The sequence below is a fragment of the Variovorax sp. DXTD-1 genome, from assembly GCF_003984625.1.
Lineage (GTDB): Bacteria > Pseudomonadota > Gammaproteobacteria > Burkholderiales > Burkholderiaceae_C > Variovorax.
In genome coordinates this window covers 1-23,636 of sequence record NZ_RWKH01000008.1, presented here as the reverse complement: position 1 = coordinate 23,636, position 23,636 = coordinate 1, and the positions used below count along the sequence as shown (strand labels likewise).

The 23,636-nt window shown below is 66.6% G+C and carries 23 protein-coding genes; 9 read left to right on the top strand and 14 right to left on the bottom strand.

The annotated features are described in order from the left end of the window. Positions 1 to 14 precede the first annotated feature (14 nt). From EJI00_RS09310 to EJI00_RS09300, 3 genes are all read right to left on the bottom strand, one after another. Positions 15 to 380 carry a hypothetical protein gene (locus EJI00_RS09310; RefSeq protein ID WP_126747187.1) on the bottom strand — a complete coding sequence of 122 codons (366 nt, stop codon included), beginning with the start codon at positions 378 to 380 and terminating at the stop codon, positions 15 to 17. Then, positions 377 to 1,771, bottom strand: coding sequence for an acyclic terpene utilization AtuA family protein (locus tag EJI00_RS09305; protein ID WP_126747186.1), 1,395 nt, complete (start codon positions 1,769 to 1,771; stop codon positions 377 to 379). The genes EJI00_RS09310 and EJI00_RS09305 overlap by 4 nt, the downstream gene beginning before the upstream one ends. A gap of 72 nt (positions 1,772 to 1,843) precedes the next feature. After that, entirely contained in the window at positions 1,844 to 2,815 is a 972-nt protein-coding gene (locus EJI00_RS09300; protein ID WP_126747185.1) for a Bug family tripartite tricarboxylate transporter substrate binding protein, read from the bottom strand. 469 nt (positions 2,816 to 3,284) lie between these two features. Here EJI00_RS09300 and EJI00_RS25380 point away from each other — a divergent pair, with 469 nt between their 5' ends. The 3 genes from EJI00_RS25380 to EJI00_RS09290 are packed head-to-tail and all read left to right on the top strand — an operon-like array spanning position 3,285 to position 5,229. Then, a complete protein-coding gene (locus EJI00_RS25380) occupies positions 3,285 to 3,644 on the top strand; it encodes a hypothetical protein (protein WP_260590622.1) in 360 nt (119 codons plus the stop codon). After that, positions 3,638 to 4,381 (top strand): GNAT family N-acetyltransferase, encoded by a 744-nt coding sequence (locus tag EJI00_RS09295; protein WP_260590620.1) that lies wholly within the window; start codon positions 3,638 to 3,640, stop codon positions 4,379 to 4,381. The genes EJI00_RS25380 and EJI00_RS09295 overlap by 7 nt, the downstream gene beginning before the upstream one ends. Further along, the gene (locus EJI00_RS09290; RefSeq protein WP_126747184.1) at positions 4,378 to 5,229 is read left to right on the top strand and encodes a PA4780 family RIO1-like protein kinase; all 852 of its coding nucleotides are present in this window, start codon (positions 4,378 to 4,380) and stop codon (positions 5,227 to 5,229) included. The genes EJI00_RS09295 and EJI00_RS09290 overlap by 4 nt, the downstream gene beginning before the upstream one ends. Positions 5,230 to 5,260: 31 nt before the next feature. Here EJI00_RS09290 and EJI00_RS09285 read toward each other — a convergent pair whose 3' ends face one another. Together EJI00_RS09285 and EJI00_RS09280 are read right to left on the bottom strand one after the other, a co-directional pair. Next, a complete protein-coding gene (locus EJI00_RS09285; protein ID WP_260590618.1) occupies positions 5,261 to 5,596 on the bottom strand; it encodes a DUF1090 family protein in 336 nt (111 codons plus the stop codon). A gap of 123 nt (positions 5,597 to 5,719) precedes the next feature. Then, positions 5,720 to 7,078 carry a homoserine dehydrogenase gene (locus EJI00_RS09280; protein WP_126747183.1) on the bottom strand — a complete coding sequence of 453 codons (1,359 nt, stop codon included), beginning with the start codon at positions 7,076 to 7,078 and terminating at the stop codon, positions 5,720 to 5,722. Positions 7,079 to 7,472: 394 nt separating this feature from the next. Here EJI00_RS09280 and EJI00_RS09275 point away from each other — a divergent pair, with 394 nt between their 5' ends. Further along, positions 7,473 to 7,877: a hypothetical protein gene (locus tag EJI00_RS09275; RefSeq protein WP_126747182.1), complete on the top strand. Its 405-nt coding sequence runs from the start codon at positions 7,473 to 7,475 to the stop codon at positions 7,875 to 7,877. A 21-nt stretch (positions 7,878 to 7,898) separates the two neighbouring features. On the opposite strand, the gene ybaL is transcribed toward EJI00_RS09275, so the two are convergent. From ybaL to EJI00_RS09240, 7 genes are all read right to left on the bottom strand, one after another. Next, the gene (gene ybaL, locus EJI00_RS09270) at positions 7,899 to 9,599 is read right to left on the bottom strand and encodes a YbaL family putative K(+) efflux transporter (protein ID WP_126747181.1); all 1,701 of its coding nucleotides are present in this window, start codon (positions 9,597 to 9,599) and stop codon (positions 7,899 to 7,901) included. Between the two features lie 70 nt (positions 9,600 to 9,669). Then, a complete protein-coding gene (locus EJI00_RS09265; protein WP_126747180.1) occupies positions 9,670 to 11,013 on the bottom strand; it encodes a dicarboxylate/amino acid:cation symporter in 1,344 nt (447 codons plus the stop codon). A 126-nt stretch (positions 11,014 to 11,139) separates the two neighbouring features. Further along, positions 11,140 to 11,877: an acetoacetyl-CoA reductase gene (gene phbB / locus EJI00_RS09260; RefSeq protein ID WP_126747179.1), complete on the bottom strand. Its 738-nt coding sequence runs from the start codon at positions 11,875 to 11,877 to the stop codon at positions 11,140 to 11,142. 177 nt (positions 11,878 to 12,054) lie between these two features. Then, entirely contained in the window at positions 12,055 to 12,606 is a 552-nt protein-coding gene (locus EJI00_RS09255; protein WP_126747178.1) for a hypothetical protein, read from the bottom strand. A gap of 31 nt (positions 12,607 to 12,637) precedes the next feature. After that, positions 12,638 to 13,426 (bottom strand): DUF899 domain-containing protein, encoded by a 789-nt coding sequence (locus EJI00_RS09250; RefSeq protein ID WP_126747177.1) that lies wholly within the window; start codon positions 13,424 to 13,426, stop codon positions 12,638 to 12,640. Between the two features lie 47 nt (positions 13,427 to 13,473). Then, positions 13,474 to 14,160 carry a hypothetical protein gene (locus EJI00_RS09245; protein ID WP_126747176.1) on the bottom strand — a complete coding sequence of 229 codons (687 nt, stop codon included), beginning with the start codon at positions 14,158 to 14,160 and terminating at the stop codon, positions 13,474 to 13,476. A gap of 44 nt (positions 14,161 to 14,204) precedes the next feature. Further along, complete coding sequence (locus EJI00_RS09240; RefSeq protein WP_126747175.1) at positions 14,205 to 15,425, bottom strand: helix-turn-helix domain-containing protein; 1,221 nt, start codon at positions 15,423 to 15,425, stop codon at positions 14,205 to 14,207. Positions 15,426 to 15,505: 80 nt separating this feature from the next. On the opposite strand from EJI00_RS09240, the gene EJI00_RS09235 reads away from it, so the two are divergent. The 5 genes from EJI00_RS09235 (at position 15,506) to EJI00_RS09215 (ending at position 21,193) form a co-directional block, all read left to right on the top strand. Continuing rightward, entirely contained in the window at positions 15,506 to 16,246 is a 741-nt protein-coding gene (locus EJI00_RS09235; protein ID WP_126747174.1) for an NUDIX hydrolase, read from the top strand. 69 nt (positions 16,247 to 16,315) lie between these two features. Then, positions 16,316 to 17,179, top strand: a complete 864-nt coding sequence (locus tag EJI00_RS09230) for a cysteine hydrolase family protein (protein WP_126747173.1) — start codon at positions 16,316 to 16,318, stop codon at positions 17,177 to 17,179. Positions 17,180 to 17,220: 41 nt separating this feature from the next. Further along, positions 17,221 to 18,408 (top strand): nicotinate phosphoribosyltransferase, encoded by a 1,188-nt coding sequence (gene pncB / locus EJI00_RS09225; RefSeq protein ID WP_126747172.1) that lies wholly within the window; start codon positions 17,221 to 17,223, stop codon positions 18,406 to 18,408. 5 nt (positions 18,409 to 18,413) lie between these two features. Next, the gene (locus EJI00_RS09220; RefSeq protein ID WP_126747171.1) at positions 18,414 to 20,114 is read left to right on the top strand and encodes an NAD+ synthase; all 1,701 of its coding nucleotides are present in this window, start codon (positions 18,414 to 18,416) and stop codon (positions 20,112 to 20,114) included. Between the two features lie 8 nt (positions 20,115 to 20,122). Further along, the gene (locus EJI00_RS09215; RefSeq protein ID WP_126747170.1) at positions 20,123 to 21,193 is read left to right on the top strand and encodes an NUDIX domain-containing protein; all 1,071 of its coding nucleotides are present in this window, start codon (positions 20,123 to 20,125) and stop codon (positions 21,191 to 21,193) included. Between the two features lie 15 nt (positions 21,194 to 21,208). On the opposite strand, the gene EJI00_RS09210 is transcribed toward EJI00_RS09215, so the two are convergent. Both EJI00_RS09210 and EJI00_RS09205 read right to left on the bottom strand, forming a co-directional pair. After that, positions 21,209 to 22,354, bottom strand: a complete 1,146-nt coding sequence (locus EJI00_RS09210; protein ID WP_260590616.1) for a YihY/virulence factor BrkB family protein — start codon at positions 22,352 to 22,354, stop codon at positions 21,209 to 21,211. A 165-nt stretch (positions 22,355 to 22,519) separates the two neighbouring features. Beyond that, positions 22,520 to 23,636 (bottom strand): autotransporter outer membrane beta-barrel domain-containing protein (locus EJI00_RS09205; protein WP_126747169.1); only part of this gene is annotated, 1,117 nt, incomplete at its 5' end.

Genomic DNA, 23,636 nt, shown 5'->3' with positions numbered 1-23,636 from the left:
AAATCGGATTGCCGCTATGGCCCCGCCAGCAGCGGCACAAGCGGGCGCGGTACGCGGATGGGCATGTCCAGCAACAGGAACGAGAGCGCCTTGCCGTGCGCGTCGAGGTTCAGCGCATCGTTGACGCCGCCGTCGAGTACCGCATCGAGCACGAAGTTCATCGCGTGCAGCCTGGGCAGCAGGAAGCGCTGCACCCGTGCTGGCGCGCGGTGGCGAAACTGCGCGGCCACGCGTTCAGGCGTGAGCTGTTCGGCCAGCAGCGGATACAAGTCCGGGTGCCAGGCAATCACGCTGATGTTGGAGCGGTCGCCCTTGTCGCCGGTACGGCCGTGGGCGGCGCGGTAGAGCGGCACTTCCATGAGGTCTGTCGCCGTGTTCATGCCAGGGCCTCCGCGCCGAGCAGTTCGAAGCTCACCGGCACCGCTTCGCGCGGCAGCAGGCACGACAAGGTATTGAGCCGCGGCGTGAGCGCGGTGCGCACACCGCCGCCGCCCGCCGGCCCGCAGGTATAGAGCGCCATGACTTCGCGCGTGAGACGCTCGGCCTGCGCACGGTCTGTATGCGAGGCCGCAACGCGCAGGCGCACGTCGCGCAGGCCGGCATCCGGCGTATCGGCCAGCATGCGGCCGGCGTCGTCGCCAAGAATGCTCAGCGCACCGATCAGGTCCACGCGCAGCGCAAGGCCGTCGAGCCGCTTGCGCAGCACGTCCGCCGCGAGCCGCGCGCGCGCCTCGGCGCGCGGTCCCGCATAGGAAATTTCGCCCTCGGCCAGCCAGCCGCCTTCATGGCAGACATTGACCTTGTAGTGGCTGGGCCGCGCATGGCCGCGCACGCCCGACAACGCCACGCGATTCGCCTTGCCCGGCAGCTGATCGACCTCGGCTTCGGCAATGTCGGCCACCACGTCGGGCGTGAGGTAGGCGCTCGGGTCGTGCACCTCGTACAGCAGCTGCTCCTTCACCGTGGCTTCGCTCACGAGGCCGCCGGTGCGGTCGGCCTTGCCGATGGTGCAGTGGCCGTGGGCATCGATCTCCGCAATCGGAAAGCCCACGTCTTCGAGGCCCGGTACGTTCTTGTAGCCAGGGTCGGCAAAGTAGCCGCCGCAGACCTGCGCACCGCATTCGAGCAAGTGGCCGGCCATGGTGGCTCGGCCCAGCCGGTCCCAGTCGTCGGCGCGCCAGCCGAAGTGCGACATGGCCGGACCTACCGTGAGCGACGGATCGGCCACGCGGCCGCACACCACGATCTGTGCACCCGCGTCGAGCGCTTCGGCAATCGGCTCGGCGCCGATATAGGCGTTGGCACTGACGATGCGCAGGCCGTCCATTTGCGCGCCAAGCGCTTCGTGCAACAGCGCAAGATTCGAGGGGCCGGAGAGATCGTCACCCTCCACCACCGCGATGCGCGGCGCAGCGGCGCCGAGTTCTCGCGCCATCCGGGCGATGTGACGGGCCGCGGCGCGCGGGTTGGCCGCGCCAAAGTTGCTCACGATGCGAATGCCGTGCGCAAGGCAGCGGGCCAGCACGGGCCGCAGCATGGCATCGAGCAAGGGCTCGTAGCCGGCGTCGGGGTTGTCGCGTCGGCGCAGCTGGGCGAGTGCGAGCGTGCGCTCTGCCAGCGTTTCGAAGATCAGGAAAGCGCGTTGCTCCGCCGGGCCGCCTTGCAGCCGGGCGATCAGCGTATCGACCACCGGCCCGGCCGCGTCGGTGCGGTCGCCGGAAAAGCCTGCAGCGCAGCCGATCAGCAGTGGGGGCGAGGCAGTGGCGTTCATCGAGGCGGACTTTAGGCAGCCCGCCGTCATCCGTAAAATCGAAAATTCAGATCAATTGATCCAAATTTCGGATCATTGCTCGAGCCGGATGCCGACCTTGCCGATGATGGCGCCCCACTTGCGCCCCTCACTGTCGATGAAGGACCTGAATTCTTCAGGCGAGCCGCCTCCCGTCACAAGCCCCTGGTTGGCCAGCAACTCGCGCACGGCCGGCTCTTGCAGCACAGTGTTCACGTCGGCGTTGATGCGGCGAATCACCTCCGGCGGCGTGCCGCTTGCGGTGAATAGCCCGTTCCAGGCCAGCGCCTCGAAACCGGGATAGCCGGACTCGGCGACCGTGGGCACGTCTTTCATGAGCTCGGAGCGCTTTGCGCTGGTGATCGCCAGCAGCTTGATGCGCTTGCCCTGGATGAGCGGCAGCAGTGCCGGCGCCACGGTGAACAGCGCCTGCGTATCGCCCGCCGCCACCGAAAGCCCGGCAGGCGGCGAGCCTGCATAAGGCACATGCACCGCTTCGATGCCCGCGGTGCTGCGGAACAGCTCCATCGTGAGATGCGACGAACTCCCCGCCCCCACCGACGCATAGCTGAACCCGTTGCCCTGCTTCTTCGCCCACGCCACGAACTCCGGCAACGTGTTCGCGGGATTGCCGGCCTGCACCGCCAGCACGTTGGGCTGCGAAGTCGTGAGCACGATGGGCACCAGGTCGCGCGCGGGTGCATACGGCATGCGGCTGTACATGTAGGGGCCGAAGGCAATCGGCCCGTTGAAGCCGATGCCCAGCGTGTACCCGTCATGCGGTGCCTTGGCCACCGCGTCCATGCCGATCAGGCCGCCCGCGCCGGGTTTGGTCTCGATCACGACGGGCTGCTTCCACATGGTTCGCAGCCGGTCGGCCAGCGCGCGCGCGATCAGGTCGAGCGAACTGCCCGGCGGCGCGGGAACGATCACGCGCACGGGCCTTGCCGGCCACTCCTGTGCCTGTGCGGCCAGGCTCATTGCGCATGCGAGAAGGAATACCGCGAGCTTGCCCCTGTTGTTCATTTTCAAAGATCCTGGCTTGAGCCGACCGGCTACCTTAGCTCAGCATTGCGCCGCTGGCGCGCCCAAAGAAAAAGCCGGGCCTGCTTTCGACGGACCAGCCTTCGGGTGCATCGTCCTTGCAGACGAGTGCGGCTGCCCGAAAGCTGGCATGGCTCAGCAGTGCGGATGCGCCACAAGTCACTTCACATTGCGCAGCAAGGCCGCTACATTCGACGCTTCGACAAACAACCAGACCGGAGGTGCGCGATGGAAGACACAGCTGTTCAACGCCCCACTCCCGGCCGGTTTGTCGAATCTTCAATGGCCTGCTGACGCGCTTTCTCCCGTAGCGCGAGCCCTGAACGGGCACAGCCGGTTCGACCATTGCGGCACTGCTGCCGCAGCGACAAACCGCCCGAGATTCAAACGCCGCCGTCGGCATGCAGGTGCCGGCCGCGATTGCCCGTTTCCAGAATCATCAAGGCTCACCATGCTTGAACCCCGTGCCGCAGACGTGCGGCATTTCGCAACTTCTGTTTTCGATCCCCAGCAGGCATCCGCCGAAGAGTGGAGGAAGGCTCTTGCCTACTGGCGCCTTCGCAACGAGCAGGACTTTCCGGGCGAACCCTGGCCGAGCGACGCCGACAACATGCAGAACGTGCGTCAGCACACGCCCCTGCAAGTCGTGCATCGCATTTTTGCGCTGGATGGCCGCGGCGGCATCGTCGGCAGCCTCAACATGAGCTTTCGCCGCGAAGGCACGCCCGATTACCAGGCTTATGCGCCCTTCGTGGACGTGTGGGGCGGCGTGCTTCGTCACATCGGCGGCAAGGCATTGCCACCATGCTGATGCGCGCGCTGCTTGCCACCATGGAAGAGCGCGGCAAGACAATGGCGACCATCAAGGCCTCGCTTCCCGAGGGGCACGCATTTCTCACGGCCATCGGTGCGGCCGAGAAGCACCGCAGCATCGAGAACCGCATGGTCTTCGCCCATCTCGATGACGCCGAACTCGCTCGCTGGCGGGCCCATGCGCTCGCAGCGGGCCGCGGGTTGCGCTTGGAAATTCACGCCGGCCGCGTGCCCTTCGAGCGCCTTGCGACACTGATCGCGCCGTTGTCCGCGCTGCTGAACGACGCCCCCACCACCCGGCTCGAGCGCCCGCCCATGCGCTACGAGCTCGAGGACTTTCGCGCCTGGTATGCCGAGATCGACCGGCGCGGCGGCGAGCATTTTCTCGTGCTGCTGCTCGACGGCGACGAAGTGGCCGCGGTGTGCGACGCCAGCTGGAACCAGCTGTACCCCGACCGCATGTTCCAGCGGCTCACAGCCGTGGCTCCCCTCTGGCGCGGGAAGGGCCTGGCCAAGGGCGTGAAGGCTGTCATGCTGCAGCTGGTGCGCGAGCGCCATCCCGCCGTCCTGATGGCCGTGACGCACAACGCCGAGGTCAACGCCCCCATGCTCGCCATCAACCGCCGGCTCGGCTTTGCCGCGCACAGGCATGATGCGGCCTACCAGATCGGCCCGGAAAGCCTGAGGGCCTTCCTCTCGACCCGCCCGCTGGCCCTGAGGGAGCAACATCCATGAAAGCACCGCCACGACTGCAGTCGCTGGTCGACGAAGGACTGATCGACACGGTGGTACGCCAGCTGATGAGCGGCAAGGAAGCCATGGTGTACGTGGTGCGCTGCGGCGACGAAACACGGTGCGCCAAGGTCTACAAGGAAGCCGACAAGCGCAGCTTTCGCCAAGCCGTCGACTACACCGAGAACCGCCGCGTGCGCAATTCGCGCGAAACGCGCGCCATGGCCAAGGGCACGCGCTTCGGCCGGCAGGTGACCGAGGCCATCTGGCAAAGCGCCGAGGTCGATGCGCTCTACCGCCTGGCGGCAGCCGGCGTGCGCGTGCCAGTGCCCTACAACTTTCTTGAAGGCGTGCTGCTGATGGAACTGGTGACCGACGCCAACGGCGACGCGGCGCCGCGGCTCAACGACGTGGCCTTTACGCCTGAGGAAGCAGTGCGGCACCACGGCAGCCTGCTGAAGGAGGTGGTGCGCATGCTGTGCGCGGGCGTGGTGCACGGCGACTTGTCGGAGTTCAACGTGCTGCTGTCGGCCGACGGCCCGGTGATCATCGACCTGCCGCAGGCGGTGGACGCGGCGGGCAACAACCACGCCAGGCGCATGCTGCTGCGCGACGTGGAGAACCTGCGCAACTTCTTCGGCCAGTTTGCGCCGGAGCTGCTGGGCACGCACTATGGCGACGAGATCTGGCACCTGTATGAGCGCGGCCTGCTGCGCGTCGAATCGGTGCTGACCGGCACGCACGTGCGCGACACCGGCCCTGTCGACCTGGGCAATGTGCTGCGCGAAGTGGACGATGCGCGCGAGGAAGAAGCGGCGCGCCGAGTGCGCATGCAGCTGCCGCGGCTCTAGGCAGCAGCTGGGTGCCTGGCAGGACAGTCCGTCATGGCCGCTGGTTTCTCAGGTCGCGCAATTGGTCTTCGGCGCGTTCGAGTTCCGAGCGAAGCGCGCGGATCTCCTGCTCGAGCTTGTCGATGCGGGCCGCGCGGCTCTGCTGAGGCTCCGACCCGTGGCAACGCGTTCGCAGCGCGGCCAGGGTTTCGGCCAGCTGCCGCCGGCGCAGCATCTGGCCCCGGGAGCGCGCAAGGTCCATCTCACGCTCGAGCGCGGCTTCTTCCGCTTCGCAGGACGCGCCCTCCACTTGCTTGGGCTGCTCCGCCGGTTGGGCAAACACGGGGGCTGCCCAAGCCAGAACGATGGCCATGAACCAGCGCTTCACGCGCGGTTTCCCTCGCGCGCTTGAAGCTCATCCAACCCATAGACATCCATTGCGGCTCCCATTGCGTGTGCGGTGCAAGCGCCCGCGTTCGGGCGCATTCTGTCCCAGTTAGAACGAAGCGGCTCACGCCAGTTCCTCCACCCGCAGCGCCGTGATTGCTCCCGCCACTGCCGGGTGCGCCTGGAGTGCGTTCAGGGCCAGCTCCATCTCGGCTTGCCGCACCGGTTGCGTCAGCACGAGCACCTGCGGGCCGCTGCCGGCCTGCCCAACCGCAAGCGTGACTTGCCGCACCGGCAGCTGTCGGCCGGCAGCCCAGCCCGCTACGGCCTCGATGCCGCTTGCGGCATGCACGGGCACTCGCAGGTAGTGGCACGAACACACGTCGGCGCGAGAGACCACCGGCAGAGTGTTCATTGCGTGCGCATGAAAACCCAGGTGCGGCACGCGCTGCGCGGCGCTGGTGCCCGCCAGGCGTGCGACATCGACCAGGTCGGCAATCACCGCCGACGCGGTCTGCTCGGAGCCGGCGCCCGCGCCGTAGTACATCGTCACGCCGGCCGCGTCGCCCTTGATCATGACGCCGTTCATCGACCCGTTCACATGCGCCATGAGGTGCGCGGCGGGCACCAGCGCGGGCTGGACGCGCAGCTCCACGCCCTCTTCCCGGCGCCGCGCCACGCCCAGCAACTTGATGCGGTAGCCCAACTGCTCGGCGCAGGCCACATCCAGCCGCTGCAGCGCCGTGATGCCTTCCACCTGCACATCGTCGAAGCGCACCGGCGTGCCGAACGCATTGGCGGCCAGCAGCGTGAGCTTGTGCCCGGCGTCGATGCCCTCCACGTCGAAAGCCGGATCGGCCTCGGCATAGCCCAGTGCCTGCGCCTGTGCGAGCGCGGCGCCGAAGTCCAGCCCTTCATCGCGCATCTTGCTGAGGATGAAGTTGGTGGTGCCGTTGATGATGCCCGCCACCCATTCGATGCGGTTGGCCGTGAGCCCTTCGCGCAGCGCCTTGACGATGGGAATGCTCACCGCCACCGCGCCTTCGTAGGCGACGGCCACGCCATGCTGCCGGGCCGCCGCGAAGATTTCGGCGCCGTGCACCGCCAGCAAGGCCTTGTTGGCGGTGACCACATGCTTGCCGTGGGCAATGGCGGCCAGCACCCAGTCGCGTGCGGGGCCGGTGCCGCCGGCCACTTCGACCACCACGTCGACGTTGGGGTGGGTGGCAACGCGCATCGGGTCGTGCGTCAGCGGAACGTTCCCGCCCACCACGGCGGCGGCCCGCGCCAGGTTGCGCGCCGCGACCATCACCACCTCGATCGGCCGCCCGGCGCGGCCGGCAATCTCGGCCTGGTTGCGGGCCAGCACGCGAAACGTGCCCGAGCCGACAGTGCCGATGCCGATCATTCCCACGCGCAGTGCGTGGGGTGCCGCGTTGCGGCTGGGCAAGGGTTCGAGTGACTGGACTGGATCGCGGTACATGGAAATCTCCGGATGAAAAAACAAAAACCCAGCTGCCAGAGCTGGGTTTCAATCATTCGGAGAGAAGAGCGATACACCAGGTGGCTGCCGAAACGGCCACCTGCGCGTGCTCAGGTGGCCGCGGTGGTAATGGTGGTAATCATTCGTGCAACCAATGCCCCATTCGCCCGCGCAAAGGCAGGCGGCATCATGCGGGCCATGGAGGCGACGCAGTCGGCAGTGGGGAAAAGACGGCAAGACATGAGAGGCGCAGTGTACAGGAGCCTGCCGGGGCATTGCCCAAGCTTTGCCGTGCCAGCCTGCGGAAATATAGGGAGCAGGCCTACAGCGCACGGTCTGCTGAAGGCCTAGCGTGGTGGGCAAAGCAAAGAACTGCATCACTGGAGGCAGCACCATGAAGAACTTCGTCCTAGAACCCCGCATGCGAGCAACCATCGGCGGCGCCTTTTACCCAAGCGGCTACTCGCTGGTGATGTTTCCGAGTGCGGAAGACGCCAACCGCGTCGGCCATCAGCTGCTCCAAAAGGGCGTGAGCGGCGACGAGATATACCTGATTCCGCCACAAACGGTGCTCGACGAGATCACGCCGACGGTGAAGGAATCCGACGACCCGCTGCCTTCGGCGGGTACCGACGCCGCCACCGTGCGCGCCTACACCAAGCTCGCGCGCGAAGGCCACACGGCCTTGCTCGTCAAGACGAAGAACGAAGAGGAAGCGAACCGCCTGATGGAGGTGGTGCGCGCCGTGCCGTACTCGATCGCGCAGCGCTACCGCACGCTGGTCATCGAAGACCTCTGAACCGTTGCGGTGGCCGGCGGTTCACGCCGCTGCCACTGCCCGCCGGACCACGTCGCGGGCCATTGCCTGAGCCAGTTCCTGTTCGCCAAGAAAGACCGTCGCGGCGGTCTGCTGGGTCAGCAGTTGTGCTTCGTCTTCGTTGTGGCTGCGGATGACGGTTTCGATGCCGGGGTTGAGCGTGTGCGCGGTTTCCATCATCTGGCGCACGTTCAGGGCGTCGGGCGTTGCGACCACCAGCACGCGGGCTCGCGCAATGTGCGCCTGGATCAGCACCGCGGGGTCCGCTGCATCGCCCCACACCGCCGCAACACCGGCTTCGCGCAGCTTTTCGACCAGCTCGCGGTTCTGCTCGGCCACCACATAGGGGATGTCGTTCGCCTCCAGCTCGGCCGCAATGCGCCGCCCGACGCGGCCGTAGCCCACCAGCACCACCTGCCTAGAGAGGTACCTGGCCTCGGTGGTGGTCGGCAGTTCGGCCAGCGGATGGTCGCGCGATTCGAGTCCGCGAGCCACGGGCAAACGGGCATGCAGCCACTTCTGCAATGGCGTGATCAGGCTGAACCACAGCGGATTGGTGGCAATTGAAATCAGCGCACCGGCAAGGATGAGGCTCTGGCCCTCGACCGGCAGCACGCCGAGCGATACACCAAGGCCCGCCAGGATGAACGAGAACTCCCCGATCTGCGCGAGGCTCGCGCTCACCGTAAGCGCCGTACCCAGCGGATAGCGGAAAGCCAGCACCAGCGCGCAGGCGGCAAGCGACTTGCCCAGCACGATCACGCCCACCACGGCCAGCACCTGCAGCGGACGCTCGATGAGCACCGAGGGGTCGAACAGCATGCCCACGGACACGAAGAACAGCACCGCGAAGGCATCGCGCAGCGGCAGCGACTCCTGCGCCGCACGGTGGCTGAATTCCGATTCGCGCATGACCATGCCCGCGAAGAATGCACCCAGCGCAAACGACACGCCGAACAGCGCCGCCGATGCGAATGCGATGCTGACGGCCGCCGCAATCACGCACAGCGTGAACAGCTCGCGCGATCCGGTCCGCGTGACCTGCCACAGAATCCACGGAAAGGCTCGCCTTCCGACCACGAGCATGAGCGCCACGAAGCCGCCCACCTGCAGCAGCGTGAGCCCGAGCGTCTGCCACAGCGGGTCCGCGGAACCTGCCGCATCGGCGGCATGGCCGCCCAAGGCTCCCGCAAGCGGCGGCATCAGCACCAGAACCAGCACCATGGCCAGGTCTTCGACCACCAGCCAGCCCACGGCGATGCGGCCGGTGAACGAATCGAGAATGCCCAGGCTTTCGAGCGCCCGCAGCAGCACGACCGTGCTTGCCACCGACAGCGCCAGCCCGAAGACCAGTGCCTCGCCCCAGGACCAGTCCCACCAGAGCGCCAGCGCACCGCCGAGCAGCGTGGCCACCGCAATCTGCGCCAGCGCTCCGGGCAAGGCGATCTTGCGCACCGCCAGCAGATCGTCGAGTGAAAAATGCAGGCCCACGCCGAACATCAGCAGCATCACGCCGATTTCGGCCAGCTGCGCCGCAATGCCCGCATCGGCCACGAAGCCCGGCGTGAAGGGCCCGATGATCACGCCCGCCAGCAGGTAGCCCACCAGCGCGGGCAGCCGCAGGCGCACTGCGAGAAAGCCGAACACGAGCGCCAGCCCCAGGCCGGCGGCAATGGTGTTGATGAGGGAAACGCTGTGGGGCATCGTTGCATTTTGCAGGAACGATGCGCGGCCTCTTACTTCACCCGGCCCTTCATCGGGCCTTCAAGGCCATTCAGTCGGCCATCTTGCTCACGCGCGCGCCTTCGAGCACTTCAGGCTCCTGCGACTCGACCCAGCTCTCGTTGTTGAGCCCGGCCTTCAGCCGCTCGGTGTCGAGTTCGTTGGTCCACTTGGCCACCACGATGGTGGCCACGCCGTTGCCGATCAGGTTGGTCAATGCTCGCGCCTCGGACATGAAGCGGTCGATGCCCAGGATGAGCGCAAGACCCGCCACCGGCACGTGGCCCACGGCCGACAGCGTGGCGGCCAGCACGATGAAGCCGCTCCCGGTCACGCCCGCCGCGCCCTTCGACGTCAACAGCAGCACGGCCAGCAGCGTGATCTCCTGGGTCAGCGTCATCGGCGTGTTGGTGGCTTGCGCAATGAACACCGCGGCCATCGTCAGGTAGATGGAAGTACCGTCCAGGTTGAACGAATAGCCGGTCGGAATCACCAGGCCCACGCAGGCCTTCTTCGCGCCCAGGTTTTCCATCTTCTCCATCATGCGCGGCAGCACCGATTCGGATGACGACGTGCCCAGCACGATCAGCAGTTCTTCCTTGATGTACTTGATGAACTTCCAGATGCTGAAGCCGTGGAAGCGCGCAATGAGCCCCAGCACCACGAAGATGAACAGCAGGCAGGTCAGGTAGAACGTGCCCATCAGCTTGCCGAGCGAGAACAGGCTGCCCAGGCCGTACTTGCCGATGGTGAACGCCATGGCGCCAAAGGCGCCGACGGGCGCGAGCTTCATGATGTAGCCCACGATCACGAAGAGCACGTGCGAGCCCTTCTCGATCACGTCGAACACCAGCGTGCCGCGCCCGCCGAAGCGGTGCAGCGCAAAGCCGAACAGCACCGCGATGAGCAGCACCTGCAGGATTTCGCCCTTGGCAAAGGCGTCGACCACCGTGCTGGGAATGACGTTGAGCAGAAAGTCGACCGTGCCGGTCATCTTGCCGGGGCCGGTGTAGGCGGCGATCGCCTTGGTGTCGAGCGTGGCCGGGTCGATGTTCATGCCCGCGCCGGGCTTCAGCACGTTGACCAACAGCAGCCCGACCACGAGCGCGATGGTGCTCACGATCTCGAAGTAGAGCAGCGCCAAGCCGCCGGTCTTGCCCACCTTCTTCATGTCTTCCATGCCGGCAATGCCGACCACCACCGTGCAGAAGATGATCGGCGCGATGATCATCTTGATGAGCTTGATGAAGCCGTCGCCGAGCGGCTTCATGGCTTCGCCGATGGCGGGATAGAAGTGCCCGAGCAGCACGCCGATGACCACCGCGGTGATCACCTGAACGTAAAGCGAGCGATAGAGAGGAAGTTTCCGGGTCGGTGTGATTGTTGTGTCTGCCATGTCGTGCCTCCAAGGGGTGCGAAACTTTATGGCCGTTCTCGCGGCTTTCCATTCGTAGAAGCCACATCGCTGGAAACAAAAAAACCCGCCGAAGCGGGTTTCTCGATCAGGTTCCGGTCAGCATGCTCAGTGCATGTGAAGCCCGCCGTTGACCGAGAAATCGGCCCCGGTGGAGTAGCCGCCTTCGTCCGTGGCCAGCCACGAGATGATGGAGGCAATTTCGCTCGGCTCGCCCAGGCGCTTGACCGGAATGGTGGCCACGATCTTGTCGAGTACTTCCTGGCGGATGGCTTTCACCATGTCGGTGCCGATGTAGCCCGGGCTCACGGTATTGACCGTGACGCCCTTGCTCGCCAGCTCTTGCGCCAGCGCCATCGTGAAGCCGTGCATGCCGGCCTTGGCCGCCGAGTAGTTGGTTTGCCCCGCCTGACCCTTGGCACCATTGACCGAGCTGATGTTGATGATGCGGCCCCAGCCCTTTTCGACCATGTCGCCCACCACCTGCTTGGTGACGTTGAACATGCTGTTGAGGTTGGTCTCGATCACCGCACTCCAGTCTTCCGGCGTCATCTTCAGGAACATGCGGTCCCGGGTAATGCCGGCGTTATTGACGAGCACGTCGATGGGGCCGTGCGCGGCCTTGGCGGCGGAAAACGCCTCGACCGTGGATTGCCAGTCGCCGACATTGCCGACCGATGCGTGGAACTCGAAGCCCTGGGCTTTCTGCTCGGCCAGCCATTTGGCATGGTCGCGCGTGGGGCCGCAGCCTGCGACGACGGTGAAGCCGTCCTTGAAGAGGCGTTGGCAGATGGCAGTTCCGATGCCACCCATGCCTCCGGTGACATATGCAACTTTCTTGCTCATGAAATTTTCCTTGATGTGTGCGACGCAAAAGCCTGAACGGCCGCCTTCACTCTAGCGAGTTTCAGGCCATCGTTCGCTGAGGAAAACACTGAGCCAAGCTTGCAACCAGCTGTCATGGCACCGCCAATGTGCAACCAGATACGCAAGTCTGTACCTTGTTGCTGGTTTCGCAGCACCTCACGAGTTCGAAAGTATGAGTTTCAGCCCCCGGCACACTCCGCTGGCGACCAGCGCAGTCACGGCAAGCATGGCCGCCGTGTGAACGCCGACGGCCGCAAGCGCCAGCATCGGCGCGCCCGATGCGGCAACGTCCAGGGCCGGCGTGTCGCCCATGCACAGCGGAACCAGCGCCGGCACCAGCATCAACCCGGCGCCGTGCGCGGTGGCCATCATGAAAGACCAGAGCGCCAGCCCGGCATGCCCCGCCGGCGCACGCACCGCCTTGGGTGTGCGGCCCGAGAGGTGCAGCACCACGAAGACGACGACCAGCCCGCCCGCCACCACTTGCATCACCGTCCGGTCCATCGACACGCCGAACGCCACTGCGGCCGCCACCAGCGCGACGGAGGCGGCGTGCCCGACCGCAATGGGCACCAGGGCCCGCAGCGCCTGGCCCCGATCTTTCGACCGGACGCCCCAGGCCGCGGCCCACATCCAGCCGGTGGCCGGGTTCAGCCCGTGAATAGCGCCGAGACCCGCCACCACCAACCAGGGCCAGAGGCTTTCCACGGCGTGCCTTCGCGTTCAGCCCGGTTGCCGGTCAGTTCGACGGATGGCAACAGGCATGGGCCGCCGGTTTGGTGGCCGGCGCGGGCTCGTAGCGGTCGTGGTGGCGCACCCAGTCCATGGTGTAGACCGCGTTGTGCTCGTCGCGGCCCTTGGGGGTGAGGTCGAGCAGGTTGTACGTGCCCATCATCACTTCGACACCGCGCTCGTAGGTCGAATAGGTGTGGAAGACCTCGCCCGCGTCGTTCTTGTAGAACACGCTGATGCCGGGCGCCTCCTCCGCCGGGAAGAGCCGCACGCTGTAGTTGTAGTAGACCTCGCCCTGGCCCTCGGCCCATTCCTCCGACTTGAAGCTCACGCTGAAGTCGTAGTTGAAATCGCTGCCGAAGGCCGACACCCACTTGAACTGCCAGCCCATGCGCCGGCGAAAGCGCTCGATCTGGTCCAGCGGCGCGCGGGACACGGCCAGCATCGTGACGTCGCGGTGCTCGAGATGCACCTTCATGCCGTCGACATGGTCCGCCATGTAGGAACAGCTCGGGCAGCCCTGCTCCCAATCGGGGCCGAGCATGAAGTGCTGCACCAGCAACTGGCGGCGGCCCTCGAACAGGTCGGCAAGCGCGCGCGAGCCGTCGGGCGTATCGAAGATGTAGTTCTTCTCGACGCGGGTCCACGGCAGGGCGCGGCGCTCGCGGGCGATCTGGTCGCGCAGGCGCGTCAGTTCCTTTTCGCGGGCCAGCAGCGCCTTGCGCTGGACGAGCCAGCGGTCCTTGGCAACGACGGGGTGATCGGCAATGCCGGTTCCGGCAACAGTGGTGTTCATGGCGATGTGCTCCTTGGCTCGATGAATCGTTTGGCGGGCGGATGCGCTCACGCCCTGGCGGCTGCCTTCGGGCGCCGCACGGCGCGGACTTTTCCGCTGCCCCCGCCGCCGCAGTAGAAGAGGTCTCCCCCATCGGATTCAAGGCCGCTCACGCCCGTGCCGCGCGGCATTTCGAGCCGCTCGAGCACGGCGCCGCTTTCGGGGTTGATGCGGCGGAGCTCGCTCTCGTCGCCCTCCCAGGTGCCGTGCCATAGCTCGCCGTCGACCCATGTCACGCCGGTAACGAAGCGGTTGGACTCGATGGTGCGCAACACGGCGCCGGTGGCCGGGTCGATCTGGCGGATCTTGCGGTCGCGGTACTGCCCCACCCACAGGCTGCCCTCGGCCCAGGTGAGCCCCGAGTCGCTGCCGTTGCCCGGAGCGGGGATCGACGCCACCACCGTGCCCGTTGCCGGGTCGATCTTGTCGATGCGCGCCTCGGTAATCTGATACAGGTGAGTGCCGTCGAAGGCGGTGCCGGCGTCACCGGCGCAAGCCAGCGTGCGCGTGGTCTTGCCACTCACGGGATCGAAAGCGATCAACCCGTCGCGTGTGGCAGCCCAGACGCGTTGGCCGTCGTGGGTCACGCCGCCGACGCTCGCCTCGCCGGCCAATGGGCCGTACTCGCGAACGATTTCGGCTGCGCGTGCCGTGACGGGGGTCTGGTCCTTGCCTGCCTTGCTGCCAGTGCTCATTGCTGCTCCTTGTTTGCGCCCCGGACTGGGGCTTGGAGGCAACTCTATTCAATCGGCAGCGCAGCGGGGAGTAACAAGATCGTCGTGAATCCGGTCAGCGGCGGCGAAAGCCAGCGCTGCGCCCGCGCCCGCCCGATGGCTCGCACGCGCCCGGCAGCCTCCAGCTCGGCGAGTGCGCGCTGCACGGTGCGCTGGCTGGCTCCCAATGCCAGCGCCAGCGCCGAGGTCGACCACGCCGCCCCGTCGGAAAGCAGCGCCAGCAGCGAGGCCTGGTCGCCATCGATGGGCGGCGCCAGCACGGCAACCTCGCGCCCGCCGTGCGGCTTGAGAACAAAACCCCGCGCCGTCGCCTCGATGCCCGCCAGCGGCGCAATGAGCGCGCGCAGCCTGCCGACTTCGACCCGCAGGCGCGCTCGCAGCGTCTCGTCGGGGTGGCGGGTGTTGAACGCGTAGGCAATCAGCGCTTCGCGATCGACATCGCCGGGCCACGCCTCGGCCAGCGCGCGCGCCAACGCGAACAGCACCGGGCGCCGCGCCAATGGTCGCCATGCATCGCCCGCACCGACCCCGCGGCGGCATGCGTCGACCACCAGCGCGTCCGAGGCCAGGAGCGCTTCCACCTCGTGCAGGCGCAGCGTCTCTTCGCCGTCGGCGGAGCGGCGCCGCGCGGCGGGACGATCGAGCGCGGCCCGCGCTTCCGCCACCTCGGCGAGCAGCGCCGGCACGCGCGCGCGTTCGGCCGCCTCATGCGCGCGGTCGAGCGCCGCCTGCGCCATGCCGGTGCGCAGCGATCGCAGCGCCAGCTCGGCGGCGGTGAGCTCGGCCACCGCCGCCAGCGACGGCGACAGGCCGCGCGCATCGAGCGGCGCCAACGTGGCCGCCGCCTCGTCGAGCCGGCCGAGCAGCAGGAACTTGCGCGCCGCAATCAGCCGCGCCTGCAGCGCATTGCCATGGTCGGCATGCGCGTCGAGCGTGGCGGCTGCAGCGGCAAGAGCGCGCGGCGATCCACCGAGGTCGCGCATCGCCAGCGCCACCTCGGCCTCGGCAACCAGGCAGCGGGCGCGCGCGAGTTCCTCGTGGGCGCCAAAGCCTCGGGCGGCCCGCCGCAGGAGCTCGCGCGCGCGTGGATGCTCGCCAAGCTGCGCCATGGCAATGCCACGCAGGGCCAACGCAGGCGGGTCGTCGCGCAAGGCGACCCGCTTGAGGGCACCGAGCGCGTCGCCCGCGGCAAGCGCCCGCGCGGAGGCGGCGATCAGGGAATCCATAGGTCGCGGAGGTTAACCCGGCCTGTCGGTCGGTCCACTGGAGTTGTACAGTACAACCTCTCTAGAAAGGAGGCCCGCTCGTGAAACCTTCCAACACACCGGCCGAGTTGAAATTCGCGAGGCCGCTGGTCACCGTCGACGTCGTCATCTTCACCGTGCTGGACGATGAACTCAAAGTCGTGCTGATGCGCCGCCCCAGCGATGCCCACGAGCCGTTTCCGGGTCGCTGGGCCCTGCCGGGAGGGTTCATCGACGTCGACAAGGACGCCAGCCTGCTCGGGTGCGCGCTGCGCAAGCTGCAGGAAAAGACCGGTGTTTCCGCGCCTTACCTGGAGCAACTGGGCAGTTGGGGTGGCGCAAGCCGCGACCCGCGAGGCTGGTCGACCACGCATGCATTTTTCGCCCTCGTGCCGAGCCAGGACCTGGTGCTCGAAAAAGGAGCAAACGCCGCGCAGGTGGAATGGATCGAGGCCACCGAGGCCGCCCGCAAGCGCCTGGCCTTCGATCACGCCGAAATCCTCGGGGCCGCCATCGCCCGCCTGCGCAGCAAGGTCGAATACACCTCGCTGCCCGCCTTTCTCCTGAGCGAACCCTTCACGCTGCCGCAGCTGCAGCACACCTATGAAGTCGTACTGGGCCGCCCCGTCGACAAGAGCGCCTTTCGCAAACGGATGCTCGACGCCGGCTTCATGGAAGAAGCCGGCACCGTGGAAGGCACCTTCGGCCGGCCGGCCATGGGCTACCGCCTGCGCGACCGGTCCCAGGCGGCGCTGTTCCCGCGCACGTTCAGCCCGCGCGACGCCTCGGAGCCCGGCGCTTGACTTCTTCCCACTAAGTTGTACTATCCAACCCATATAGTTGTACAGTACAACTCAACCAAAGAACACACTATGAAGCAGAACATCCAACTTCTCCTGATCGATCCGCAAAACGACTTCTGCGACCTTCCGGCCAGCTGGCTTCCGGCTGATCCGTCCACCGGCGCGCAATTGCAACCGGCGCTGCCGGTCGCAGGTGCCCACTCCGACATGCTGAGGGTGGCTCAGCTCATCCGCGAAGGTTCGGGCGGCATCGGCGGCATCACCATCACGCTGGATTCGCACCACAGGTTCGACATTGCGCATCCCACGTTCTGGCAGACACGCGATGGCGCCGGTGTGCCGCCTTTCACGTCGATCACGGCGGCACAGGTCAATGCCGGCGACTACCGCCCGCGCGACCCCGCTGCCCTGCCCCGGGCGCTGGCCTACATCCACGAGCTCGAGCGCCGGGGACGCTACACGCTGATGGTCTGGCCGGTGCATTGCGAAATCGGCAGCTGGGGCCACAACGTGCACGCGGCCGTCAAGGGCGCCTACAACGCCTGGGAGGATGGGCAGTTGCGCGTGGTGGAAAAGGTCGGCAAGGGCAGCAACCCCTGGACCGAGCACTACAGCGCCATCCAGGCCGAGGTGCCGGATGCGGACGACCCCGCCACCCTGCTCAACATGCCGCTGGTCGAATCACTCGACCGCGCCGACCTGATCGTGATTGCCGGCGAAGCCAGCAGCCATTGCGTGAAGGCCACCACCGAGCACATCGCCGCCAACCTGCCTTCGGGCAGGCCTGCCAAGCTGGTGCTGGTCACCGACTGCATGAGCCCCGTGGCCGGCTTCGAGGCGCAGCACCAGGCGTTCTTGCAAGACATGAGCAACCGCGGCGCGCAGCTTCGCACCAGCGCCGAAATGCTTTCCATACTGACTGCCAACACCTGACCGCAAACACCTGACCGAAAAGAACGGCGAAGGACCGCACCATGCAACCCATCATCCACAGCCTGCTGGACACCGACCTGTACAAGTTCACCATGTGGCAGGCCATGCTGCACAGCCACCCGCAAACGCAGGCCGAGTACACCTTCGTCTGCCGCAACCAGCCGGCCTATCCGCTCGCCGAACTGCTCTCGGACGTCAACCAGCAGCTCGACCACCTCTGCACGCTGCGCTTTGCGCCCGGCGAACTCGCCTACCTGGGCAGCCTGCGTTACATCAAGAGCGACTTCGTCGACTTCCTGCGCATCTTCAGCTTCCAGCGCGAATTCATTTCCGCCACGGCCGAGGGCGATGCGCTGCGCATCCGGGCGGTCGGGCCGCAAGTTCACACCATGGGTTTCGAGATCTTCGTTCTCGCCATGGTCAACGAGCTGTACTTCCGCCGCTTCGATGCGGAGGCGGCGTTGGTGCAGGGCCGCGAGCGCCTGCAGGCCAAGATCGAACTGCTGCGCAACTTCGCGAAGGAGCCGGCGGCCCGGCATCCTTTCGAGTTCTTCGACTTCGGCGTACGCCGCCGCTTTTCGCGCGACTGGCAGCGCGAGGTGGTCGGCACGCTCAAGCGCGAGGTGCCCATGTACTTCAAGGGCACCTCCAACGTGCTACTGGCCAAGGAGCTGGAGCTGGTGCCCATCGGCACCATGGCGCATGAATACCTGCAGACTTACCAGGCACTGGGCGTGCGGCTGCGCGACTTTCAAAATGCGGCGCTGGAAGGCTGGGTGCAGGAGTACCGCGGCGACCTGGGCGTGGCGCTGACCGACGTGGTCGGCATGGATGCCTTTCTGGCCGACTTCGATCTCTACTTCGCCAAGCTGTTCGACGGCCTTCGCCACGACTCGGGCGACCCGGTCGTTTGGGGCGAAAAGGCGCTGGCGCACTACACCAGGCTGCGCATCGATGCGCACACCAAGCGGCTGGTGTTCTCCGACGGCCTCGATCTGCAAACGGCCATCCGCCTGTACCGCACCTTCGCCGATCGCACGCAGACCGGCTTTGGCATAGGCACCAACTTGACCAACGACGTCGGCCTCACGCCGCTGAACATCGTGATGAAGCTCACCGGGTGCAATGGCCAACCCGTTGCCAAGCTGTCCGACAGCCCGGGCAAGACGCTGTGCGAAGACCAGACCTTCCTGGCCTATCTGCGCCAGGTGTTCCACATCGAAAGTTGAGAGCCATGCTCCGAATCACCGCCGCCCAACTCAACTACACCATCGGCGACCTGCGCGGCAATGCCACGCGAATGATCGAAGCTGCGCGCAAGGCGTCGGCTGAAGAGGCCGACCTGGTCGTGTTTTCCGAGATGTCGCTCACCGCCTACTACCCGGCCGACCTGCTGGAAGAAGAAGGCTTCATGGACCGCGTGGAAGCCGCTTTTCAGGAGCTGCTGTCGGCATCCCGCCAGATGCCGGCGCTGCACTGGGCCGTCGGGTTGCCGGCACGGCGCGAAGGCGCAGGCAAGAAGCTCCGCAACGTGCTGCGCGTCATCCGCGGGGGCGAAGTGCTGCTCGAATACGCCAAGCAGCTGCTGCCCACCTACAACATCTTCGACGAGCGCCGGCACTTCGAACCGGGGCCCGACGTGGCGCGCGTGCTTCGCATCCGCGACTTTCAGGTGGGCCTGCTGATCTGCGAAGACGGCTGGAACGACGAGGGGCAGGACTACCTCGTGAATCCGTTCGAACGCATGCGCGATGCGGCGCCCGACCTGGTGGTGTCGATCAACGCAAGCCCGTCGAACATCGGCAAGCGCGAGCAGCGGCACCAGATCTTCGGCGCGGCGAGCCGCCGCAATGGCCTGCCGATCCTCTATGTCAACCAGGTGGGAGGCCATGACCAGCTCGTGTACGACGGGGCGTCTTTCGCGGTCGAGCCGCAGGCCGGTGTGGTGTACGAGGCTCGCCGCTTTGCGGAGGATGTGAGCACGCTGTGTTTCGACAAGGGCCGCTTCTTGACGGCTGCCGGCAAGGCTCCGCAGCCGGTGGCACCGGAGGGCTTGCCTGCGCTGGAGTTCTACCGCCAGCAGATCGTACTGGGCCTGCGCGACTATGCGCGGCGCTGCGGTTTTCGCCAGGCCGTTGTCGGCTCGTCGGGCGGCATCGATTCGGCGCTGACACTGGCGCTGGCGGTCGAAGCGCTGGGGGCCGAGAACGTGGTCGGCATCACGATGCCGTCGAGCTTTTCATCGGAAGGTTCGGTCAGCGACTCCGAAGCCCTGTGCCGCAACCTGGGCGTGCCGCTCAAGCACCATGCCATTGCTGGCATCGTGTCGCAGTTCACGCAAGGTTTCCAATCGGCATTGGGCGGCGAACTGCGCGGCGTGGCTCTGGAGAATCTTCAGGCGCGCGTGCGGGGCACCATTCTCATGGAGTACTCCAACAGCTTCGGCCATCTGCTGCTGACCACGGGCAACAAGTCCGAGATCTCGGTCGGCTATTGCACGCTCTACGGCGACACCAACGGCGGCCTGGGCCTGATCGGCGATCTCTACAAGACCGAGGTCTTCGCCCTCTCGCGGCACTTGAACGAAACGGCGGGCCGCGAGATCATTCCCCAGGCCATCATCGACAAGGAGCCCTCGGCCGAACTGGCGCCGGGCCAGAAGGATGTCGATAGCCTGCCGCCCTATCCCGTGCTCGACCAGATCCTCAAGCTGCTGATCGAAGGCCCTCGGCTCGCGCAGCGCGAGTACCAGGAGGCGCGCGAATTCGTCGACACGCTGCGGGTGCAGCCTTCCGGCGAAGCGCTTGTGGAGCGCATCCGCGGCATGGTCGCGCGCCATGAATACAAGCGGCGGCAGTCGCCGCCGATCGTCCGGGTCAGGGCGCGAGCCTTCGGCTCCGGGCGCCAGATGCCGATTGCAGCCAAACTGTCTTGAGAACCCAGATGACAAACCAACCACCAGCCACACCCCAGGCCCACGACGTCGCCGTGTACATCGGGCGATTCCAGATCTTCCACAACGCGCAGCTCGCGCTGCTGAGGCGCGCGCTGGCCGCGGCGCCCGAATGCGTGGTGGTGTTGGGCTCCTCTTTCCAGGCCCGCACGCCGCGCAATCCCTTCACATGGGAAGAGCGGGCGGAAATGATTCGCCTCGCCCTCCCGCAAGCAGACCGCGAGCGGCTGAAGTTCTTGCCCGTGCGCGACTACTACGACCAGGCGCGCTGGGTGGCCGCGGTGAAGCAGGGCGTGGCCGAGATGTACCCCGGCCAACCATCGGTGCTGCTGGTCGGCCACCTGAAGGACGCGACCAGCGTGTACCTGCGCGACTTTCCGCAATGGACGCTGGACGACACCGGGTTGCAGGGCGAAATTCACGCCAGCGCATTGCGCGATGCGTACTTCGGAGCGGCCGCCGATGGTTCGCTGGAAGCGGCTCTGGCTGCATTGGTGAACCAGGCACCCGCGAGCACGCTGCAGTTTCTGCGCGCCTGGGCAAGCCTGCCGCACTATGCCGCGCTGACACAAGAATGGGAGAGCCTGCGCCAGGACAAGGCCATGTGGGCGGGCACGCCCTACCCCGTCATCTTCGTCACGGTCGACACGGTGGTTCAGTGCGGCGACCAGGTGCTGCTGATCCGGCGTGGCCGGTCGCCGGGCAAGGGCATGCTGGCGGTGCCGGGCGGCTATCTCGAGCCGCGAGAAACGGTATGGCAGTCGGCCCTGCGCGAGCTCGATGAGGAAACCGGGCTGCGCCTGCTCGACAGCGACATTCAGGGCGCGTTCAAGGCGGTGCAGGTGTTCGACAACCCGGACCGCAGCCAGAAGGGCCGCGTCATCACCCACGCGCACTGGTTCGACCTGGGCACGCGCCGCCCACCGGAGCTGACGGCCGGCGACGATGCGTCATCCGCCGAGTGGGTGCCCATTGCAAGGCTGGCCGGCATGGAAGACCAGTTCCATGACGATCACTTCCACATACTCGATTCCTTCTTCGGGCTGACGCTGGCTCGGTGAGCGCCGGATCCCGCCTCACCCCGTGCGGCGAATTTCTCGTTGCATGCGTGCGGCATGGCGGCGGCGCTGCTTGCGCCGCCGCGCCAGCAGCGTGGTCGTCACGCTGATTGCAAACAGGCCGATGGCCTGCTGCAGCAGCTTGGCAGTGGCCTTCCTCGTGCGCACCTCGAGCGCCCGCTGCGCGTTTTCCATCTTCTCGATCGCCTCGAGCTTCTCCGTTCCGGGCTGCCGTGCAGCAGCGCTGTCCGTGCCCATTCGGGCCTGCTCCGCCGCGGCCTCCGTCGCAGCCTGCGCCCTGGAGGCGGCCACCGAGCCATGGGCATTGGCATAGACCTTGGTGAACTCCGCACCCAGCAGAAATATCTGCGCGGCGTAATACACCCAGGCCAACAGCACCACCAGCGAGCCGGCGGCCGCAAACGATTCGCTGACGCTGCTTTTTCCGAGGTACAGGCCAATCAGTACCTTGCCGACCTCGAAGAGAACCGCCGTTACCACCGCGCCAATCCACACGTCGGGCCATGCGATGGGCGTGCTCGGCATCAGCTTGAAGATCATTGCGAACAGCAGCGTAAGAATGCCCAGCGTGACCAGCGCATTGGCAACCTGCAGCAAAAGCTCCCAACCCGGAAAAAGCCCGCTGCTCCAGTTGCCCACCGCCGCCAGCACGGCACTGACCACCAGCGACACCATCAGCAGAAAGGCCAGCCCGAGAATCAGGCCGAACGACAGCACCCGCGCACGCAGAATGCCCCACACGCCGCTCGGCTTCGCGCGTTGGGGCACATGCCAGATGCGGTCGAGCGCGCTCTGCAGTTCGGCAAACACCGTGGTGGCGCCGACGATCAGCACCACCACGCTGATGGCGCCGGCAATCAATCCGCGAGACGGCTCGTTGGCACTCTTGACCAGGGCCTGCACCGCCTGCGCGCCCTCCTGCCCGATCAACCCCGACAGCTGCGCGGCAATCTGGCCCTGCACGGCCTCGGTGCCGAAGAGTGCACCCGCCAACGCGATCACGATCACGAGCAACGGCGCCAGCGAGAACATCGTGTAGTACGAGATCGCCGCGCCCATGCTGGGCGCGAAATCGTCGATCCAGGCCATGGCCGCCTCCTTGAAAAGGCGGGGTAGATGCTTGAGCTTGTTCATGGTGGACATTGGCCGGGCCCAATCAATGTCGATGTTGGATGCCAGGCGCGCCCTCGCCCGCCTGCACGCCGAACGTGGCTCTTTCATGCAGGCCTTGTTGTAGGTAGACACCGCGTCGGTGTGCTGGCGCAGTCGGATTCCGGCCACTGCGCCAGCGCACGCGGCGGTGCCCTCCTACCACTTCACGCGCACGCCCACCGATGCATTGATGGAACTCTTCACCCTGGTGTCTCCGCCCGAGGCCCAGAGCTTGCCCACTTCGCCGTAGACGCTCGTCCTGTTGCCGAGCGCCAGGGTAAAGCCGCCGGTCAGCTCGGTGCTCGTGCCGCCGGTGGACGATGCGATGTCGGTGCGGGTCGCGCCGTTGACGAAGCGCGCGACGTCCGCGCCGCTCGAGCTCCGGTAGACGTTGAAGCGCCCGTAGGGCTGCAGCGTGCCCAGGCCGGTCGCAATCGTGCCCTTGACGCGCACACCCGCACGCACGATCCAGCCGCTGTCGGCCTCGGGCTGCACGACCGCGCCGGAGATGACCGAGTTGTCGAGGTCCATGTGCTGGTGAACCAGTTGCAGCTGCGGCTCGACGCTCCAGCCGCTGGCGCCCAGCGCAAAGGCCTTGCCCACTTCGATGGAACCCAGCAGGCTGCGGCCCTTGCCTTCGACGCCCGCGCCCAGCACCGGCTCGACCGTGTAGCGGTGGCGGCCCGACTGCACCACCGCGTCGGCATAGAAGCCGCCGTTGCCGGTGTAGGTGCCGTAGATGCCGAAGTACTGGCTGCGCAAGTCGTTGCGGCCCACATGCTGGTTCTGCAGGCCGCTCGCAAAGCCGCTGACTCGCCCGTCGCCGTCGAGCTGGCCCACGTAGAGGCCGGCACGCCAGTTGGTTGCGGCCATCAGGTCTGTGCCGGCCTGGAAGCCCGTGAGGCGGCCCTTGCTGGAAGGCGAGACGGTGCCGCCCTGGCGAATGTCGATGTCGGTGGAGAGCACGCGGGCCCAGGCGCGGCGCTCCGGGCCTGCCGGGTTCGTCGAAGTTGCAGCGGCGCCTTTCGCATCGTCGTCGCCTATGCGCTTGTGCAGGTCGCCGATCATCGCGAGGTTTCCCTGGCGCAGTTGGCTCTGCAGTGCTGCATACAGCGAGGCTTCCGCGCGGTAGGTGGGCACGATGATGCCGAACACAGGTCCGGGGGCGGCAAGGCCCTCTCCGCTCGGTGCGGCAGCGCCGCCGCCTTCGGTCGGCGGGGTGCCGCCCCCGTCGCCCGGAGGAACGACGGTGGTGGTCGACCGCAAATACCAA

Coding starts and splice junctions, on each gene's coding strand:
- EJI00_RS09245 (WP_126747176.1), bottom strand. CDS start 14,160: ATGAGCACTGGCAGCAAGGCAGGCAAGGACCAGACCCCCGTCACGGCA.
- EJI00_RS09275 (WP_126747182.1), top strand. CDS start 7,473: ATGAAGAACTTCGTCCTAGAACCCCGCATGCGAGCAACCATCGGCGGC.
- phbB (WP_126747179.1), bottom strand. CDS start 11,877: ATGAGCAAGAAAGTTGCATATGTCACCGGAGGCATGGGTGGCATCGGA.
- ybaL (WP_126747181.1), bottom strand. CDS start 9,599: ATGCCCCACAGCGTTTCCCTCATCAACACCATTGCCGCCGGCCTGGGG.
- EJI00_RS25380 (WP_260590622.1), top strand. CDS start 3,285: ATGCTTGAACCCCGTGCCGCAGACGTGCGGCATTTCGCAACTTCTGTT.
- EJI00_RS09280 (WP_126747183.1), bottom strand. CDS start 7,078: ATGTACCGCGATCCAGTCCAGTCACTCGAACCCTTGCCCAGCCGCAAC.
- EJI00_RS09310 (WP_126747187.1), bottom strand. CDS start 380: ATGAACACGGCGACAGACCTCATGGAAGTGCCGCTCTACCGCGCCGCC.
- pncB (WP_126747172.1), top strand. CDS start 17,221: ATGCAACCCATCATCCACAGCCTGCTGGACACCGACCTGTACAAGTTC.
- EJI00_RS09305 (WP_126747186.1), bottom strand. CDS start 1,771: ATGAACGCCACTGCCTCGCCCCCACTGCTGATCGGCTGCGCTGCAGGC.
- EJI00_RS09230 (WP_126747173.1), top strand. CDS start 16,316: ATGAAGCAGAACATCCAACTTCTCCTGATCGATCCGCAAAACGACTTC.
- EJI00_RS09265 (WP_126747180.1), bottom strand. CDS start 11,013: ATGGCAGACACAACAATCACACCGACCCGGAAACTTCCTCTCTATCGC.
- EJI00_RS09220 (WP_126747171.1), top strand. CDS start 18,414: ATGCTCCGAATCACCGCCGCCCAACTCAACTACACCATCGGCGACCTG.
- EJI00_RS09210 (WP_260590616.1), bottom strand. CDS start 22,354: ATGTCCACCATGAACAAGCTCAAGCATCTACCCCGCCTTTTCAAGGAG.
- EJI00_RS09300 (WP_126747185.1), bottom strand. CDS start 2,815: ATGAACAACAGGGGCAAGCTCGCGGTATTCCTTCTCGCATGCGCAATG.
- EJI00_RS09250 (WP_126747177.1), bottom strand. CDS start 13,426: ATGAACACCACTGTTGCCGGAACCGGCATTGCCGATCACCCCGTCGTT.
- EJI00_RS09215 (WP_126747170.1), top strand. CDS start 20,123: ATGACAAACCAACCACCAGCCACACCCCAGGCCCACGACGTCGCCGTG.
- EJI00_RS09290 (WP_126747184.1), top strand. CDS start 4,378: ATGAAAGCACCGCCACGACTGCAGTCGCTGGTCGACGAAGGACTGATC.
- EJI00_RS09240 (WP_126747175.1), bottom strand. CDS start 15,425: ATGGATTCCCTGATCGCCGCCTCCGCGCGGGCGCTTGCCGCGGGCGAC.
- EJI00_RS09295 (WP_260590620.1), top strand. CDS start 3,638: ATGCTGATGCGCGCGCTGCTTGCCACCATGGAAGAGCGCGGCAAGACA.